The sequence below is a fragment of the Brevibacillus sp. IT-7CA2 genome (assembly GCF_949767855.1).
Taxonomy (GTDB): Bacteria; Bacillota; Bacilli; order Brevibacillales; family Brevibacillaceae; genus Brevibacillus.
In genome coordinates this window covers 13,988-30,934 of the sequence record NZ_CATKQT010000016.1, presented here as the reverse complement: position 1 = coordinate 30,934, position 16,947 = coordinate 13,988, and the positions used below count along the sequence as shown (strand labels likewise).

The following is a 16,947-nucleotide window of genomic DNA, read 5'->3' as shown; positions in this document are numbered from 1 at the left end:
CCTCCTCTAGTCTCGCAAGTTTCGACCGGTTAAGGTCAAGAACACAGTCTCCAGATTCGGCGCTTGCTCTTCAACGGAGCGGATTTCTACCTGATCCTTGATGAAGTGTTGAATGATCCGGTTCAGGTTGTTGATCTCCGTTTTCGATACGATTTTGATCGTATTCTCTTCTTGAAGCACCGCATTCACACCAGGAATCGCCTTAATACCTTCGAGGTTTAACGGTTCATCTGCCCGAACGCCAATCCAAATTTCCTTCGCGTCGGTAATAATCGCTTTTAGCTCCTCCTTCGATCCTTCCGCGATGACTTTTCCATGGTCGACGATAGCAATACGAGTGCAGATTTCTTCGACTTCCTCCATGTAATGGCTCGTATAAATGATCGTGCAGCCCATGTCGTTTAGCTTGCGTACCGAATTCAAGATATAATTGCGCGAATGAGGATCAATCCCGACAGTAGGTTCGTCCATGATGATCAGCTTCGGCCGATGGGCAATGGCGCAAGCGATGTTTAACCGACGCTTCATCCCGCCAGAGAAGTTTTTGGGAAAGCTATTAGCTTTGTCGCCGAGACCTACGAATTCAAGCGCCTCTTCCGTTCGTTCGCGAAGCAGTGATCCACGCAGTCCGTACAAGCCAGCAAAAAACCTCACGTTTTCATAGGCAGTCATATCCTCGTAGATGGCGATATCTTGTGGTACGATACCGATGTTCATTTTGGCGAATTTGCTGTGCTTCTCAATGTTTTTTCCCAGCAGGGTAATCTCACCCTTTGTTACGCGCAACAGGGAGGCGATCATGTTGATGGTCGTGCTCTTTCCCGCTCCGTTGGCCCCCAGGAAACCAAAGATTTCTCCTTCACGCACGTTCAGAGACATATTGTCGACGGCGACGAAATCACCGAATTTTTTCGTTAACTGACGAATCTCCAATACATGACTCACGTAACTCACTCCCTTCGTGGTTATGTCTGCATTGTAATAAAAAAGGATGCCCCTATGTCAGTGCATAAGTTCATCCCTCGGCACATGAGAATTCTCATGTTGTTTCTCATGATCTTTTTCATTCGTTGCGATAAGGCAGCAGTGTAGTCACGCTAAAGCCTCGCGTACCGTCTACAATCACTGTTCCACCAGCAGATGCAGCTCTCTCCTCCATCCCGAGAATGCCAAGCCCTTTTACAACCTTTTCTGCGCCGGCCCCATTGTCTGTGACCACTGCTTTTATGAATGTATTAAGCACCCGTACCTCTAGGGAAATCACTGTCGCCTTCGCATATTTGAGTGCATTCGTGACCGCTTCCGTCGCATTTTGCTGGATGATTTTCCACTGAATCGGTGAGATGACGTCAATGTCTCCGTCAAAAGTAAGCGTGGCTATCACTGTCTCTCTCGCAGACAGCTCATCGACAAACAACCGGAGTCGATTGATTCCCAGCTCCTCCGGCCGAGGCTTCACATCCTTGAGTGTCACTCTGATTCGCTCCAGCCCTTCCTTCGATATTGCGATCGCATTACGGAGCAGCTCGGATGCCTTGTCCTGATCAGTCGCCATCAGCAGTCGCGACGCTTCCATTTGTATCAGCGCACCTGCAACCGCATGCCCCACATCGTCGTGAATTTGTTGGGAGAGGCGATTGCGCTCCTCCAGTTGAATCGTATAGGTCGACTGGCGAAAGTATTCGCTGCTCTCGTTCAAGGAGCGAGTCAAGCTTTGTAAATCCTCTCTCATCTTCTCTCGTTCTGCCTCTAATCTGCGAAGCTTGTCAGTTAGCATGCTGCCACACCTATACAGCAAAAAGCTAAGAAAGGCCGTTAGTAAATACATGGGCATCCATTCAGGTAAAACGATGAACAAAGGCAACAGCATACATCCAAATACGACGACCCTCTGCTTACTGGCCAAGAATACGAGCTCTAAAATGTGGACGGGCAAGAGCAACACAAATAACGGGTCCAACACAAGTGTACTTGCTACCACGAACACGATGGATAGCCCCAGAAATAATTGCTTATGATTCCTCTTTTTCACAATGAGAATAGTGAGATTACTAGCCAAATACAACAAGTACACAAGAATTTGCCACGGGTCAATTTCAGAAGTGGGATGAGCCAGAAAAGAAGTCACGATAATAAACCCAAGCACCGCTGCCTTATTAGCCATTGTCCATAACTCCATCGGTAGTGACCTCCTTTCAATCAGACATGTTCGTTTCGCCCGTCAAATAATAGATGGCGATCTGCGTACGGTGTTCAAGCGCTGTTTTATTCAAGATGGAAGTAATGTAATTCGCAACGGTTCCCTCGGAAATAAACAGCTTCTTGGCGATTTCTTTGTTCGATAGCCCTTTAGCGATCTGCTTCATGACATCGAGCTCCCGTTCCGTAAATAAGCTTTGGTCGATTTTGCTTTCGGTAGGGATGGCTGCTGTCTCTTTGGGAGGAGCTGTAGTGGACACGGTATCCGTCGCGTTCTTCCCTGTATTCAGGTTCATTTTGATCTTATCCAGGACGACATCCTGTAGCACGTGATGGTTGTTATAGACACTCTTGATGGCATCTCGGATGCGGTTGGGATCATTATTTTTCAATAAATAGCCGCGTGCCCCCGCTTGAATGGCTTCGAGGACAAATTCGTCATCGTCGAACGTGGTCAAAATGAGTGGTCTGACTGTAGTTTCTGTAGTCAGCACACGAGTCGCTTCCACTCCATTCATGTTCGGCATCCGAACGTCCAAAAGCGCGACGTCTACCTCGTTCTGTTTACAAAACGTCACCGCCTCGACCCCATCCTCCACAATCCCGACTACTTCAAACTCCGCAAAGCTCGTCAGGATGATTTTCATGCCTTCCCGTATAAACGAATTGTCGTCTGCGATCAACACTTTGATTTTCAAAAGCTTGCCTCCCCGTCGAACAAACCCTCGACCGCATAAAGAGCGGACGTATATATTTTTCCCAATATTACCACTGTCCCGCTTTGCTTCACAATTGTAGAATCTCTCCCCAATGGTTCTTACTTTCCGCTCACACATGGAAAAATTAACACTCCGAAAATATATAGACACCAATCATATGTGTCAGTATGATATATTACCTAAGCCCTCTTACCAACCTATCGGGGCCAATTTTTTGAATGGAATACTCTATGGAGGGGAATTTGTGGAAACAGCACAACTAAATAAAACGGCTTGGAACACCGGGGCTTACCAAGCATGGCTGAAACGCTTTGGCACACCTGCTGAGGCAGCGGTCAAAATTAAAGAAGACCCCCAAAAGCGAATCGGCAAAGTATATGAGCACATGGGGGATATTCGCGGCAAAAAGATTATCAATTTACTCGGTTCAAATGGAAACAAAGCCGTTGCGCTCGCCTTGCTAGGTGCCGACGTGACCATCGCCGATTTCTCTTATGAGAATGAGCAGTACGCCAAGGAACTGGCTGCTGCTGCCGTTGTTGACCTGACTTACATCGTATCGGATGTATTGCAGCTACCTCCAGATGTATTGTCTGGTGAGTATGATCTCGTTTTTATGGAATTCGGTATTCTTCATTACTTTTTGGACTTAACCGAGTTATTCCAGGTGGTCAACTCGCTCCTGCGAAAAGGCGGCGTGCTCGTCCTCCAAGATTTCCATCCGGTATCCACAAAACTCATCTCCTCACGCGGAACGACTGCTACTATCCGCAAACATAAAGTAACAGGCGATTACTTCGATACCTCGCTTGAGGAAAAGGATATTGCTTTCTCCAAGTTCCTTTCGAACGGGATGAAGGACACTGAATCAAAAGTATTGTTACGCAATTGGACATTAGGCGAAATTGTTACGTCCATTGCAAGCAAAGGGCTGTGCCTAAAAATGCTGGAAGAGCTCCCGAATCTCTCATCGGAAGTTTTTGATAAAGGAATCCCGAAAACCTTCACGATTATCGCCGAGAAATTATAACGAGCAATTCGCCATCATCTTACTAAATTCCTAATACCGAAAAGAGGAGGCTTTCCCTCCTCTTTTCTTTCACGCATTCATAGACTGACGGTCAGTCATATGGTAATCTGTATCCAACCACATACTGACAATCGGAGGAGGCGCCGATGAAAAGAATCGTGAAAGACCCCACAACACGGCGAGCAGAAATATTGGAAGCCGCCGGAGAGCTATTTCGAAATCAGGGTTATGTCCATACAACCGTGGATGCGATCATTCAAAAGGTGGGCGTAGCGAAAGGAACCTTTTATTACTACTTCAAATCGAAGGAAGAAATCCTCGAAGCATTTGTCCAGTCCATGGTCGATACACTTTGCGAAGAATACAAAAAAATCGCAGATGACGCTACCTTAAGTGTCATGGAGAAGGTTCGCCAGATGCTGCGCAGCCAAAGCCACCCCATCGACAAGCAAGCAGATTGGATGGAAAGCTTGCATCGCCCTGAAAACAGAGAGCTTCACGAGCGCCTGAACATCGCCATTATCTTAAAAATTGCCCCTGTCCTTGCGCAAGTCATTGAACAAGGAAATAAAGAAGCTGTCTTTCATGTTGAGAATGCCTTGGAGACCGTTCAGTTTCTCCTCGCTGGCTCGCAATTTTTGTTGGAATCAGGCATTTTTCATTGGGAGCAAGAGGAACAGACAAAACGATTACAAGCCATGCAGGTGATTATTGAAAGATCACTGGGAGCTGCGCCGGGGTCCTTCTCGTTTCTCTAATGGATGAAAAGGAGGAAAGACAATGAACGCTCATGATAAAGCCTTTCGCAGATTCCTGATCATTTGGTTAGGACAGCTGTTTTCAGCTATCGGAAGTGGACTTACCGCTTTTGCCTTGGGTGTCTTTGTTTTTCAACAGACCCAATCTACCATGAGCTATTCGTTAATCATTCTCTTTTCTTTTCTCCCCTCCTTCCTTTTACTTCCCTTTAGCGGGGTGCTGGCAGACAGATTTGACCGCAAGAAAATGATGATCATTGGCGATCTCGGTTCCATAGCTGGTATCTTGTTCATCTTGCTTGTCATGCTGTCCGGGCGTATAGAAATATGGTACATCTATTTGGGGGTCGGCATCAGCTCGATCTCTGCCGCTATTCTAAACCCAGCCTCTAAAGCAGCCGTTTCCGATCTGGTTTCGGAAGAGATGTACTCACAGGCAAGCGGGCTCATCCAACTGGCAAGTTCAGCTCAATATCTTATTTCTCCACTCGTTGCAGGATTTCTTCTCAGTGCTTTTGATATCCAGCTCGTCTTACTCATTGATATGATGACCTTCCTTCTAGCTGTCGGCGCCGTGCTGATGATTATGAAACACGATTCCACTCCCCAGAAACATGAAAGACAAAGCTTTTTTCGCGAAATGTCTGAAGCCTTCCGCTATCTCCTTTCAAAGAAAGGGGTTTTCTCGTTAGTTCTGTTAATGTCTGTCGTGTGCTTTTACATCGGGCTGCTGCAATCGCTTTTTGGGCCTATGATGCTGACATTAGCTGATTCCAAGACGCTCGGTATTGCCCTCTCTGTATCTGCATCGGGCATGCTCGTCAGCAGCCTTTTGATCGGACTCTTCGGGATAGGAAAGAACAAGGTGTTCATGCTGTCCTTCTCTCTCGTAGTTGCTGGCTTATTTTATGCCCTGATGGGCGCGTTCACCTCCGTTTGGCTGATTATGGTTTTTGGCTTCCTCTTTTTCATCACGCTTCCCTTTGTGAACACGAGCCTGGAGGTTCTCATTCGAACGAACGTCGAGAATGAACGGCAAGGCAGAGTATGGTCGATGATCACGGCTATTTCGCAAATCGGGTTCGTACTGGCATTTGGATCGGCAGGATTCTTGGCGGATCATGTATTCAATCCGCTGTTTGATCCAGATCGATTGCTTGGGCAAACTGTCGGGCAGATCATCGGAACGGGGCCTGGCAGAGGGATTGGTTTTCTGTTTGTTCTCTCTGGCGTACTTGTGACCCTACTGGGAATCGTAATCGGACGTGTGAGGAAGATACGGGATTTGGAAGGAATGACAGTGAAAGATATCCATTCGTACAAATAAAAATATTTTCTCAAAACCTATGCAACATATTCATATTTTCCTCCGTCTTGAATGTCGAGTTCATGAGACTTACACCTAGAAGGAGGAAGATTCAAATGAAAAAAGCTATATCTACTTCGTTGGTTGCTATTCTACTCGCAACAAGTGTACCTGCTGCTCTGGCGGCTGACCAGGAGAGCAAAGGAAATGGGAACGGCAAGCCCGAAGTAAAGGCAGAAGCAAAAGATAAATCGAAAGAAACTTCTGTCAAAGAATCTGATACCGATACTGATAGTGACGATGAGGACTCAACCGAAGCTAGCACAGAAACCAACATCAAAGACGTAAAATTGAAAAAACAGCTGATCGAGCTTCGCCAAGAGCTCAAGCATACGGCTGAAATCACGGAAGATCAAAAAGCGAAATACGAGCAACTGGTAGCTGAACTGGAAAAAACCACTGACAAACAGGGAGCTTTGGACGTACAGCTTGAGCTTCTTCAGCGCACGTACCAAAAAGGAGATTACACACCATTTAAAAAGCTTGGAGAACTCCTTGAGGATACTGGCTCTACAGAAGTGAAAGCATTCGTAGATGGAAATCAGGTAAAAGCGGATGTGGCACCGTTTGTACAAGGTGGAAGAGCTTTGGTGCCTGTACGTGCTATCAGCTCCGCATTGAAAGCGGAAGTAAACTGGAAGCCAGAGACTCGTACCGTCGAAATTACGCGTGGCGAAAAATCTATCACGCTGTACCTCGATAAAAAAGAAGCAACTGTAGACGGGAAAACCATTTCTTTGGACACTGCGCCTGTACTGAAAAATGGACGTGTATTCCTGCCTCTGCGCTTCATCAGTGAACAACTGAACGCGGAAGTAAAATGGCAAGAAGAAGGCAAAATCGTTATCATTGACGACATTCAAGCCTCTAACGAATCCGCCCAAGATACAGACTCCGACGATACATCTGCAAAGTAATACAGGCTACAAGCCCTCATATAGCTGAGGGCTTTTTCCCTTCAGTCTACCTTGGCTCATATAGCATAGAAAAAAAAGATAGTGGTTCTCATTAGCTCCTTTTAGCTATGAGATCCGCTATTTTTTTGTTTTTACCATCACTTTTGCCCATGACTTTGTGGGAGGATAGCGGCTTTCGCCATTTTTCCGCGTCTGAAAACAAGCTTATTTCCCCTATAGTTCGTCCAGTCATGTCCAAGTGGCATTCATAAAATATTGTATGAACACTAAGGAGGTGGATGTATGTCTTGTGGTTGTAAGGATCGAGAAAAAAAACACGCGATTGAAAAAGATTGTGACACAGACATAGAAAGGGATTTCGCTAGAGACGTGGACGAAGATTTTGACAGTGACCATGATCGTTGTGGTTGTCGCCGTCGCCGCCGCCATCGTCGTCGCTGCCGTTTTTGTTCCTTCTTCCGTCGCCGTCGTCGCCGCTGTCGTTTCTGTTTCCTCCGCTGTCGACGTCACCGCCGTTGATAGTAGTGTCCTTCTAATAATGAAGAAACGTCCGAATCATTTGACTCGGACGTTTTGCTTTTGCTACGCTCCAAACCTCTGGCGATACCCGCATCTTCTGCATAATTCCTCGACAGCTTCTCTGCGAGAAAATCCATCTATCAGGTTATTCGCCCGCTCTCCATCCACAATATCAGTGAAAGAGGTCTGATTGATATTCCCTAGATTAATAACCCCTTCCCCGTCGAGACAGCACGGCACAACTGTTCCATTTTCGAGAATCGCCGCCTGTGTGCGCAGGCCATGGCAAAAGCCTTTTCCATCATCCTCAGGTGCTGTCAGACTCGGCCACTGGAATTCGTAATCTTGGTTCAAATAGACGCGATCATTGATTTTTACCCCACTGCCCGGCACTACTTTTTCTTCAATTCGATAGTCCAGCCCAAATTCTTTCTCAATCACTTCGAGTGTCTGGCGGTTTCTACTCTTTTGAATGTTCGTGGCGTTATCCTGTGTCAAATTCCACAGCCGGAAAGAAAAAATCACTTGATGCTCCTGAGCTTCCCGAACAAATGAAAGAATCTCCCGCAAATAACCTTCGCGGTTGGTTGAGCCGATATGTCCGTCAAAGCTATGAAGCGAGAAGTTCATTTGGCGGAGCGCAGGCTTGCCCAGCAATTTATGCCGATTTTTCGCGATCAGCGTACCATTTGTGGTGATATTGACCTTGAAGCCTTTCTCATGACTGATATCGAGCAGCTCATCAATTTTGGGATGGAGAAGCGGTTCCCCTTTGACGTGCAAATAAATGTAATCGGTGTGCGGTTTGATCTCATCCAGCCTTTTCGCAAAGTCTTCTACTTTAATAAAACTTTTACTGCGCTCCGTTGGCGGACAAAAGGTACAGGCGAGATTGCAAACGCTGGTGATTTCTATATAGACTTTCTTAAATGTTTTCAAGATGTTTTCCCCATTCCAGATGCCTATGATTGATCATACCCATCATAGTAACATAGGAGGGCTTTTACAGGTAACGGTGTATTCTGGTGGTTTGGACGAAATCTCGCGTCTACTCGATCCTTATCTTACGCCTTGCATAGACATCAAGGTCTGATAGTCCTCTTTCAGCATTCCGTAAATCTCTAGATCCACGATTCCTTTACCCGACCATAGCGTTGCTTGTCTGAGTGTTCCTTCCTTCATGAAGCCATTCTTCAACAATACTTTCTTGGAGGTCTCATTTGGAGGCATCACTTCCGCCTGTATTCTGTTGACGTTGACATCCATGAACAAAAAGTGAAGCAATATGTTTACCGCTTCCGTCGCAATCCCTTTTCCCCAATGCGCTTCGGACAAGAAGTAGCCAATCGTCACCATGTTTACCTTTGGATGAAAGTCGAAAGCTTCGATAATGCCAAGCAAGTGATCGGGGTTATCATTGACGAATATCCCCCATTTGATCCTGGATTTTTTCAAATAGTCTCTCTCAAAATGCCCGATCATGTTTTTCACTGTCGCTTTATTATGCTTGGGGATAATGCCGCAGTATGCAAATACATGGTCATTGCTGTAGATTTCAAATACTTCGTCCAAATGCTGCTCTTCGATTTTCTTCAAGGTGACACGACCTGATTTTAAAATGGGAAACTGGTTAAAAAGTACGTCAACGTTCATGATTTCAGCTCCATCTTTTGAAATTACCTAACCTCATAATTTTACCAACGCGACTCTTTTTCCTCCTCTTATCCACCCAATAGAAAAAAGGTATGGAAGCTTGCCTCCATACCTGCATCATTCATTTCAAAAATAGTAGGTAGACAGCTATAATCCCTGAATCGGCAAGGATGAGCCAAACGACAAGATTACCTGAGAAATCCCATTGTACCAATAAATTTTGCAGATCATCCTTATCAAACAAAAGGCTGTGAAAGAAATATCCCGCAAGAATAATGGTGAGAAAGAAAAGAAGTCCAGTCAAAATGCCGTGATACATATTGTGGCGGTTGGTTCCCAATCCCATTTGCCTGAATGTGTCCCGCCATGTATTTCTTTTCAAAACGATCATGTCCACAAACGGAACCGCAAATAGCCACCCGTAAAAAAGCAGAAACGTTATTGGCACGCTACTCATGACTTGTAAACCAAAAAAGATCATGATCGTTGGCCCTAGAAATAACAGAACTTGCTTCATCGTATCCCCACCAAATCATGGCTTGTTTTTTACTAACAAGATTGTAGCGAGGAATACAAAGTACTAACTTCGAGTAGTACCTAAAAAAACGAGGGCATGGATCACTCCAGCCCTCGTACTTATTTCTACTTATTCATCTAAATGAGCATCCCCGCAATCGCTGCGCTCAACAGATTCGCCAAGGTTGCTGCAACTACTGCACGCAAGCCCATCTCCGCAAGGTCTGATCTTCTTGACGGAGCAAAGCCGCCCAAGCCGCCAATGACCATAGCCAGCGCAGCCAGATTGGCAAAGCCGCAAAGGGCGAAGCTGATGATCACAACGCTTTTTTGCGACAAATTCACAATCTCAGGTGCAAAAGCCGTGTACGCTACAAACTCGTTGAGGACAATCTTTTGTCCGATGAAAGAACCGGCTTTTAGCGCTTCTTCCCAAGGAACTCCGATCATAAAGGCAATCGGCGCGAACAGGTAGCCTAAAATGTGCTCAAGCGTCAACGCTTCTATTCCCACTAACCCGCCAAGCCAGCCAATAATCGAGTTCAGCAAGAAAATCAACGAGATAAACGCGAGTAACAGCGCACCGACACCAGCAGCCACTTTTAGCCCGTCCGAAGCTCCGCGAGCAGCCGCGTCAATGACGTTTCTGGACTCTGTATCTTTCATGACTTCCACACGTTCCACTCTGTGTGGCTGTTCTGTCTCCGGCATTATAATTTTCGCAAGCAACAAACCACCCGGCGCTCCCATGAATGCTGCCGCCAGCAAATATTCAATCGGAACACCCAGCATCGCATACCCACCGATAACCGAACCCGAAACGCACGCCAGTCCGCCTGTCATTATAGCAAACAGCTCGGACTTGGTCATTTTCTCAATATAAGGCTTTACGACAAGTGGCGCCTCAATCGGACCCAAGAAAATATTTGCAGAGGCTGACATGGATTCGGTTTCGCTCGTTTTGAGTACCCGAGACAAAAACCCACCAATAATTTTCGTAGCCCACTGCATGATTCCGAGATAATACAGGACCGAAATCAAGGAAGAGAAGAAGATAATGATCGGCAATACTTGCAGGGCAAATGTAAAGCCTGCATTCTGTGCACCCAGTATCCCGCCAAACAAGAACTGAATTCCGGCATTCGTCGAATCAATGATGCTTTGTACGATCGACGCCAAGTACTCCAGAAGCTTTTTCCCAAAATCCCATTTCAGTACGACCAAAGCAAAAATAAACTGAATCGCAAACGCACCAATGACCGTCCTCGGATTAATCGCTCTGCGATTTTTCGAAAACGCAATGGCTATTATAAAAATTCCCAGGATGCCGAGAACTCCCCAAATGTATTGCATGAACGTATCCTTTCTGTATCGCCAGCTGTGTCGATATCTCAGATGACTTGCTTTGTTCTAGATCGCTTTTTTCGCTAAGTCTGTCATGTAATCAAAGAGTGCATCACGATCTACGTCATAAACCACATGCACCGGGCGTCCGTCAGCCGTCTCAACAGTTCGGCCTTGGCTTGCCCCTTCTGTAATGACGATGCTGTTAACCGTTTGCACCTTTACAAGATCACTATTGCCAACAAATGCTGTGGTTAATACATCCCACAGGTAGTAAGTCGAGTTGGTCGAGAAGTGTACGAGTGGCGGCACCATTGCATAGCATTGACCCAAGAAATCTACACCGATATGCTTGCGCTCTTTTGCCCAGCGCTCACGAACATCCAGTGTCAGTGGGACTTGGTTCGTGCTCTCCAGTGCGACCAAATCAATCTCCATTCCGCTTTCCCATACGCGAGCAGCTGCTTCCGGGTCCCAGAATACGTTCCACTCTGCTGTTCCATCGTGCTCAGGCTCATGCACGTTTCCTTCTTCACGGAATGTTCCGCCCATCCACACCAGGCGCTCTACTTTTTCTTCGATAGTTGGATCGATATCCAAGGCACGCGCAAGGTCAGTCAAAGGACCAGTAAACAGCAAGGTCGTTTTTCCTTCTGTTGCACGCAGCGTTTCAATAATATGAAGATGCGCAGGCTTGTCCGCTACTGGCGTAATCACTTCTCCTGATTCATTGAGCAAGGGCAGTGCGTCTACATAAAAGGCATGCATGCGCCAGTCCTTTGGAAAAGGGTTTTTCCCACGGGAATTGGACTCTGCTACATCCAAACCGCCGTTACCGAAACGATCAATGATTTTCCGGCTGGCAAACATCGCTGGTTCCAAGTAGCAATCGGCTGGAATGACAGATACCCCTGTCAGATTCACATTGTCCATTTGGAGCAGCAAGAATAAAGAAATTAAATCATCAACGCCGCCATCATGGTTAAAGTAAATGTTTTTCTTCATCATTATTATCTCCAATCTCATACATGAACTTGTAAGAAGTACGAGTAAACCACTATTATTTGGAACCCTTCAAAAAATAATACTAAAGTTTCACTAAAAAATATATAACCATTATGAACAACACAACTGAAGGACAAAAAAGAGAGACTATCCTCCAGTAGAAAATCTACTTTGGCGATAGCCTCTCTATCACTTTATTTGTTTAACAGATGGAAAACTTGCTCTACGTCTTTGTCACCTCGTCCTGAAAGGTTAACAATCAGGATTTGCTCCGGTGAAAGAGTAGGAGCCAACTGCAAGGCATACGCAATGGCATGTGCACTTTCCAAGGCGGGAATGATCCCTTCTGTTCTCGATAGTTCTTGAAAAGCCGCCAACACTTCTTCATTCGTCACCGTGTAATATTCCGCTCGTCCACTGACTTTTAGCTGGCTATGCTCTGGGCCAATTCCAGGATAGTCCAACCCGGCAGCAATTGAATACGTTTTTTGAGGTTCTCCATTTTCGTCCAGCAATACGAGGCATTTAAAACCATGAATGACGGCTGGAACCCCTTTGGTCAAGGTAGGTGCCTGATCAGGCTCAACACCAATCAGACGTACGGATGGCTCCTCTATATAGTGGGCAAAAGCACCAATCGCGTTACTGCCACCGCCAACAGCAGCGATAACCGCATCCGGCAAGCGACCTTCTTTTTCTAAGATTTGTCGTTTGGATTCTTCACTGATAATCGATTGAAAATACTTAACCATCGTAGGGAACGGATGCGGACCAACCGCAGATCCTAATAGATAGAACGTGTTCTGGTAGTTTTGAACCAAATCATTCAGCGCTTCATCAACCGCATCCTTCAATCTTCCTTGCCCTTTGGACACCGCTACCACTTTTGCTCCTAAAAGCTCCATTCGAAACACATTTAAGGCTTGCCTTTTCGTATCCTCTGCCCCCATATAGATCACGCATTCCATGTCAAACATCGCGCAAACCGTCGCAGTAGCAACTCCATGCTGTCCTGCACCCGTCTCGGCAATAATACGCTGTGCACCCATTCGCTTTGCCAGAAGGATTTGGCCGATGACATTATTGATCTTGTGGGCGCCGGTATGGTTTAAATCTTCTCGCTTTAGATAAATTTTGGCACCGCCGAGTTTTGCAGTTAAATGACGAGCAAACGTCAACGGATTTTCCCGACCTATATATTCTTTCAGATAATACTTGTACTCTTCGATAAATTCCTCGTCATCTTTATACCTTTCAAATTGTTCTGCCAAATAGTCCAATACTTCTTGCAATTGTGGAGGTACAAAGCTTCCTCCAAACTCCCCGAAATATCCCTTTTTTGTCTGTTCTGTCAACGACATCCTCATCTCTCCTCAGCTATAGCTAGTCCTCAATCCTTCCTTGCATTTTATAAGATCAAAAGAGCGTGTGTCAATTTCGTTTTATGATTATTCAGAATCCATTAGTTTCTTGTTAATTTTTACAAAACCATCATTTTAGCTTCATATTTTCCCAATATAAATCGGGTAGTCTAACAAAAGCGGTTCATTACGTCGTTTTTTTATTCGGAGGGATATCATGAAGATTCACTTTCAAAAGAAAAGCTTGCTGATCGCAACAATCACGGCTCTATCCTTGATCGGAACACAAGGAGCAGGTGCAACTCAAAATGTAACGGGAGCACCCGTTGTAGCCGAAATTCATGAGTGGAAAAATCCTCCTGTGCTCGCAGAAGGTATTAAAGAAGGCGGCTTCTCCGGTCTGGTGCATCTTCCTAACGATCCTCCTTCTATCTTTTATACATTGGCTGACCGTGGACCAAATGGGCAATACGGCAAGGACGAGCTGCGTACGTTCCCTGACCAAAACTACACACCACGCTTGTACAAAATAAAAGTGGAGAATGGAAACATTCACGTTTTGGAAACCATCAAGCTGCGTTTGCCACAGGGCAAGATCAACGCTTTTACGAAAACGAACGATATCAGCGGATTGCCGAATCTCGCTGGCCCTGATGAAGTTCCCTACGATGTAACGGGAACAAAAAAGATTAGTTACGATCCAGACGGTTTGGATTTGGAAGGTATCGCTTACAACCCGGTCGACGATACTTTTTGGTTATCCGACGAATACCGCCCATCCATCATTCAAGTAAAGCGTGACGGCACAATCCTGGGCCGCTATGTACCAAAGGGCACTAAAGAAGCCCTGCTTGCCGCAGGTGCAAAAATGGAGATTTTTGATACGCTGCCAGCCGTCTATTCCAAACGCATTGCAAACCGTGGCTTCGAAGGTATCACCATCTCGCCAGACGGCAAGTTCTTGTATACTTCGATTCAAAGCCCGATGGCACTCCCTGATAAAAAGACAGGCGAAGCTTCCCGTAATCTCCGCATTTTAAAGATGGATCTCGCCACCAAAAAAGTCGTAGGCGAGTACATGTACATCGCAGAGAACGCGAAAGATTTCGTGAAAGTGAAACAGAAAGACGTCGTTATCAGCGACTTGGCGGCACTCAGCCAGGATGTTTTACTGATTGACGAGCGAGACAAAAACGCAGGTGCAGACGTACAGCTTAAGCGTATTTACAAAGCAGATTTTTCGAAAGCAACCAATTTACTCGGTACGTCAACAAGTGAGAATGACTTCGAAAAACTCACGGTTGCCCAAGTGAAAGAGAAGGGAATTGTGCCTGTTTCCAAGGAATTGCTGGTTGATGTAGCCAAACTAAATTATCCGCATGAAAAGCTGGAAGGATTAGCGATTGTGGATAAAAACACGATTGCCGTTGTGAATGACAATGATTTCGGCGTAGATGGCTATGATGAGAAGGGTAAGATTAAAATCAATAGCAATCCGACGCAGATGTATGTGATTAAAGTGGGTAAGGATTTTAAATAAGAAGCAAAAGAAGAAGTCCTGCCCTTTTAAAAAGTGGCAGGGCTTCTTCGATTCAAACAAAAAGAAGGGGTATGATCCCCTTCCTTTGCCACTGATTCCATGTCTACTTCTCTTTCTATAACGACGCCCAGGTGTTTTCGAGCCACTGATCAAAATCAGCACCTTTTTCTCCCTCGTACGTATCATAGATATCGCTTCTCATTTTTTGCAGTTTCTCTTTGAATTCCTCGAACGTATGACCTTTTGGCAAGCTTTTCTTAACTCTTACCAAGGCTTTCGTTGCTCCTTTGATCAAGTCGCCTTTTTTCTGAGAAGGTAATCGAACACCTTCCCCAAAGGCTTTGAGTTTATGAAAAGCAGTCTCTTGCACTTTGTACACCGTATCGTTTTCCACGATACGCTTCAGTAATTGAATCGTTTGCTCATGCTTCCACTGTCCTAATTCTTCAACAGCCTCTAAGCGCTCTCTCCAATTCGATGTTCGATTAGCAGCTTTCTTTAATTCCTCAAAGTTTAGGGGAAACTCGTTTTTCATTTCAGTATTATTCAATTAAATCTATCTCCTTCTGACTATCATCCTTCTATTATGACACTACATCACACAAATAACACCACCTACTCACATATAAATTCCTCGAAAGACTAGGTCTGTTCCCGTCATCCCATGAATAAAATGAACGGAATTTCGCCAGTTCACCTGTCTTCTATACATCGAGAGGAAATGGAGGGTTGCCTATTGTTAGCAGTCAGGAAGAAGAAAGTATCCCTTTGGGTGATCATCGTAATGATGCTCTCTGCCATACTGTTGCTCTTTGTGCCATCCGTAGAAGGGGCACAGGGCACCGCCGCAGCCAAAATCTCACCCAAAGGCTTTTATGCAAAATGGGAAATGGATGTCGGCGGATCAAGAGGATGCTCCTCGTTGTGCTGGGAGTATTTTTACTTCATCAACGATAAGCAGGTGGCAACAACTTTCCCAGATGGCGGAATAGATGCACTTACTTGCAGTAAAGATACATGTTTGACGTATCAAATCAAAGGAAACAAACTCACGCTCAGTAACGGAAAATCGTATACGTTCAAGGTCAAATCAGCAAACGAACTGGAGATAAACGGTGGAAAATTCATCAAATACGCCCCCTCCACTGGGCTGAAGCTTCAAGGCAAGTACGAGTCTTTCAGCTATTCCTCCAACGTTCTTGGTACTGGATATGCAAGCTCGATCGCCTATGTATTCAATAAAGACGGTACCTTTGTGGACAGCAGCTTTGTGGGCGTCACCACAGATGGTTCCAGTACAGGAGATAATTCGGGTACTTCTACTAGCGTCGGATCGGAGTCTAAAGCATCCGGAACCTATCAGATCGTAAACTATACTCTCTCTCTAATCTATAAGGATGGCAAAACGAAAAAGCTCCTATTTTTCCTACCTGAACAGCCAAGTCCCAAAATGCTGCGTATCGGCGGTCGCGACTTTTTGCTCGCGGATGGTAACGCCGCTAAACCTCAGCCTCCTGAACCGCCTTATACTGATTTTCTCACCACCAAAAAAATAGCAAAAAAACAAGTACTCTTTACCTTCAAGCCAAACAAGAGCGATCAGTATGACAACATCAAAATTACACTGCAAGGGTATCAATGGGCAAAGCTGACGATTGAGCCTGCTTACGTTAAGTCTTTTCAAGGGTTCAGCGATAAAGGAATTGTTGCCCTGACAGCCAAATACCGAATCGATAATACCTCGGCGCAAACGGTTAAAGTCAGCAGCTTGCAAGCGACGCTTGATTTACCCGAGTCCAAAGCCACTGTAAAAGCCGCGAACGGATTGACCCCCACAGTCAAGGACGAGTTAAAAGCAGGTGAAAGTGTGGAGAGCATGCTGGTCATTTTGGTTCCAGCGGAGCATTTTGAGAAGAACAAGGATTTCCAGCTGTGGTTTGGTCCGTTGCTCAACCTGGCAGGCCAAGATGTGTTGCAAGAGGAATGGCTCAATTTCAATATTTGGAAGAAATTATAGTCA

Annotated in this window: 17 protein-coding genes; 6 read left to right on the top strand and 11 right to left on the bottom strand. The window is 45.5% G+C overall.

Annotated features, from left to right (window positions below; genetic code table 11):
- Positions 1-6: 6 nt before the first annotated feature.
- The 3 genes from ACM6JA_RS12010 to ACM6JA_RS12000 form a co-directional block, all read right to left on the bottom strand.
- A complete protein-coding gene (locus ACM6JA_RS12010) occupies positions 7-945 on the bottom strand; it encodes an ABC transporter ATP-binding protein (protein ID WP_414852475.1) in 939 nt (312 codons plus the stop codon).
- A gap of 118 nt (positions 946-1,063) precedes the next feature.
- Positions 1,064-2,179: a sensor histidine kinase gene (locus ACM6JA_RS12005; RefSeq protein ID WP_414852474.1), complete on the bottom strand. Its 1,116-nt coding sequence runs from the start codon at positions 2,177-2,179 to the stop codon at positions 1,064-1,066.
- A gap of 16 nt (positions 2,180-2,195) precedes the next feature.
- Entirely contained in the window at positions 2,196-2,897 is a 702-nt protein-coding gene (locus tag ACM6JA_RS12000) for a response regulator (protein ID WP_414852473.1), read from the bottom strand.
- Between the two features lie 265 nt (positions 2,898-3,162).
- Here ACM6JA_RS12000 and ACM6JA_RS11995 point away from each other — a divergent pair, with 265 nt between their 5' ends.
- The 4 genes from ACM6JA_RS11995 (at position 3,163) to ACM6JA_RS11980 (ending at position 6,989) form a co-directional block, all read left to right on the top strand.
- Positions 3,163-3,948: a class I SAM-dependent methyltransferase gene (locus ACM6JA_RS11995; protein ID WP_414852472.1), complete on the top strand. Its 786-nt coding sequence runs from the start codon at positions 3,163-3,165 to the stop codon at positions 3,946-3,948.
- Positions 3,949-4,094: 146 nt separating this feature from the next.
- On the top strand, positions 4,095-4,706 hold the full coding sequence (locus ACM6JA_RS11990) for a TetR/AcrR family transcriptional regulator (protein ID WP_414852471.1): 612 nt from the start codon (positions 4,095-4,097) through the stop codon (positions 4,704-4,706).
- Positions 4,707-4,728: 22 nt separating this feature from the next.
- Positions 4,729-6,033, top strand: coding sequence for an MFS transporter (locus ACM6JA_RS11985; protein ID WP_414852470.1), 1,305 nt, complete (start codon positions 4,729-4,731; stop codon positions 6,031-6,033).
- Positions 6,034-6,128: 95 nt separating this feature from the next.
- Positions 6,129-6,989, top strand: a complete 861-nt coding sequence (locus ACM6JA_RS11980) for a copper amine oxidase N-terminal domain-containing protein (protein ID WP_414852469.1) — start codon at positions 6,129-6,131, stop codon at positions 6,987-6,989.
- A gap of 228 nt (positions 6,990-7,217) precedes the next feature.
- On the opposite strand, the gene ACM6JA_RS11975 is transcribed toward ACM6JA_RS11980, so the two are convergent.
- The 7 genes from ACM6JA_RS11975 to trpB form a co-directional block, all read right to left on the bottom strand.
- Positions 7,218-7,499, bottom strand: a complete 282-nt coding sequence (locus ACM6JA_RS11975) for a hypothetical protein (protein ID WP_414852468.1) — start codon at positions 7,497-7,499, stop codon at positions 7,218-7,220.
- Between the two features lie 72 nt (positions 7,500-7,571).
- A complete protein-coding gene (locus ACM6JA_RS11970; protein ID WP_007718639.1) occupies positions 7,572-8,447 on the bottom strand; it encodes a radical SAM/SPASM domain-containing protein in 876 nt (291 codons plus the stop codon).
- 120 nt (positions 8,448-8,567) lie between these two features.
- Positions 8,568-9,161, bottom strand: coding sequence for a GNAT family N-acetyltransferase (locus tag ACM6JA_RS11965; protein ID WP_414852467.1), 594 nt, complete (start codon positions 9,159-9,161; stop codon positions 8,568-8,570).
- 121 nt (positions 9,162-9,282) lie between these two features.
- Positions 9,283-9,678, bottom strand: coding sequence for a hypothetical protein (locus ACM6JA_RS11960; protein ID WP_414852466.1), 396 nt, complete (start codon positions 9,676-9,678; stop codon positions 9,283-9,285).
- A 137-nt stretch (positions 9,679-9,815) separates the two neighbouring features.
- Entirely contained in the window at positions 9,816-11,030 is a 1,215-nt protein-coding gene (locus tag ACM6JA_RS11955) for a NupC/NupG family nucleoside CNT transporter (RefSeq protein WP_414852465.1), read from the bottom strand.
- A gap of 57 nt (positions 11,031-11,087) precedes the next feature.
- Positions 11,088-12,026: a nucleoside hydrolase gene (locus ACM6JA_RS11950; protein WP_414852464.1), complete on the bottom strand. Its 939-nt coding sequence runs from the start codon at positions 12,024-12,026 to the stop codon at positions 11,088-11,090.
- Between the two features lie 194 nt (positions 12,027-12,220).
- Positions 12,221-13,387 carry a tryptophan synthase subunit beta gene (trpB, locus tag ACM6JA_RS11945; protein WP_414852463.1) on the bottom strand — a complete coding sequence of 389 codons (1,167 nt, stop codon included), beginning with the start codon at positions 13,385-13,387 and terminating at the stop codon, positions 12,221-12,223.
- A gap of 217 nt (positions 13,388-13,604) precedes the next feature.
- Here trpB and ACM6JA_RS11940 point away from each other — a divergent pair, with 217 nt between their 5' ends.
- Entirely contained in the window at positions 13,605-14,927 is a 1,323-nt protein-coding gene (locus ACM6JA_RS11940) for an esterase-like activity of phytase family protein (RefSeq protein WP_414852462.1), read from the top strand.
- Between the two features lie 115 nt (positions 14,928-15,042).
- Here the strand turns inward: ACM6JA_RS11940 and ACM6JA_RS11935 are convergent, their stop codons facing one another.
- A complete protein-coding gene (locus ACM6JA_RS11935; protein ID WP_414852461.1) occupies positions 15,043-15,477 on the bottom strand; it encodes a HEAT repeat domain-containing protein in 435 nt (144 codons plus the stop codon).
- Positions 15,478-15,699: 222 nt separating this feature from the next.
- Here ACM6JA_RS11935 and ACM6JA_RS11930 point away from each other — a divergent pair, with 222 nt between their 5' ends.
- A complete protein-coding gene (locus ACM6JA_RS11930) occupies positions 15,700-16,944 on the top strand; it encodes a hypothetical protein (protein WP_414852460.1) in 1,245 nt (414 codons plus the stop codon).
- Positions 16,945-16,947: the final 3 nt, after the last annotated feature.

What these genes read in the sequence shown, in the direction of transcription:
- ACM6JA_RS11980 (WP_414852469.1), top strand. Translation starts at nt 6,129, where the DNA reads ATGAAAAAAGCTATATCTACTTCGTTGGTTGCTATTCTACTCGCAACA.
- ACM6JA_RS11960 (WP_414852466.1), bottom strand. Translation starts at nt 9,678, where the DNA reads ATGAAGCAAGTTCTGTTATTTCTAGGGCCAACGATCATGATCTTTTTT.
- ACM6JA_RS11940 (WP_414852462.1), top strand. Translation starts at nt 13,605, where the DNA reads ATGAAGATTCACTTTCAAAAGAAAAGCTTGCTGATCGCAACAATCACG.
- ACM6JA_RS11985 (WP_414852470.1), top strand. Translation starts at nt 4,729, where the DNA reads ATGAACGCTCATGATAAAGCCTTTCGCAGATTCCTGATCATTTGGTTA.
- ACM6JA_RS11955 (WP_414852465.1), bottom strand. Translation starts at nt 11,030, where the DNA reads ATGCAATACATTTGGGGAGTTCTCGGCATCCTGGGAATTTTTATAATA.
- trpB (WP_414852463.1), bottom strand. Translation starts at nt 13,387, where the DNA reads ATGTCGTTGACAGAACAGACAAAAAAGGGATATTTCGGGGAGTTTGGA.
- ACM6JA_RS12005 (WP_414852474.1), bottom strand. Translation starts at nt 2,179, where the DNA reads ATGGAGTTATGGACAATGGCTAATAAGGCAGCGGTGCTTGGGTTTATT.
- ACM6JA_RS11990 (WP_414852471.1), top strand. Translation starts at nt 4,095, where the DNA reads ATGAAAAGAATCGTGAAAGACCCCACAACACGGCGAGCAGAAATATTG.
- ACM6JA_RS11950 (WP_414852464.1), bottom strand. Translation starts at nt 12,026, where the DNA reads ATGAAGAAAAACATTTACTTTAACCATGATGGCGGCGTTGATGATTTA.
- ACM6JA_RS11965 (WP_414852467.1), bottom strand. Translation starts at nt 9,161, where the DNA reads ATGAACGTTGACGTACTTTTTAACCAGTTTCCCATTTTAAAATCAGGT.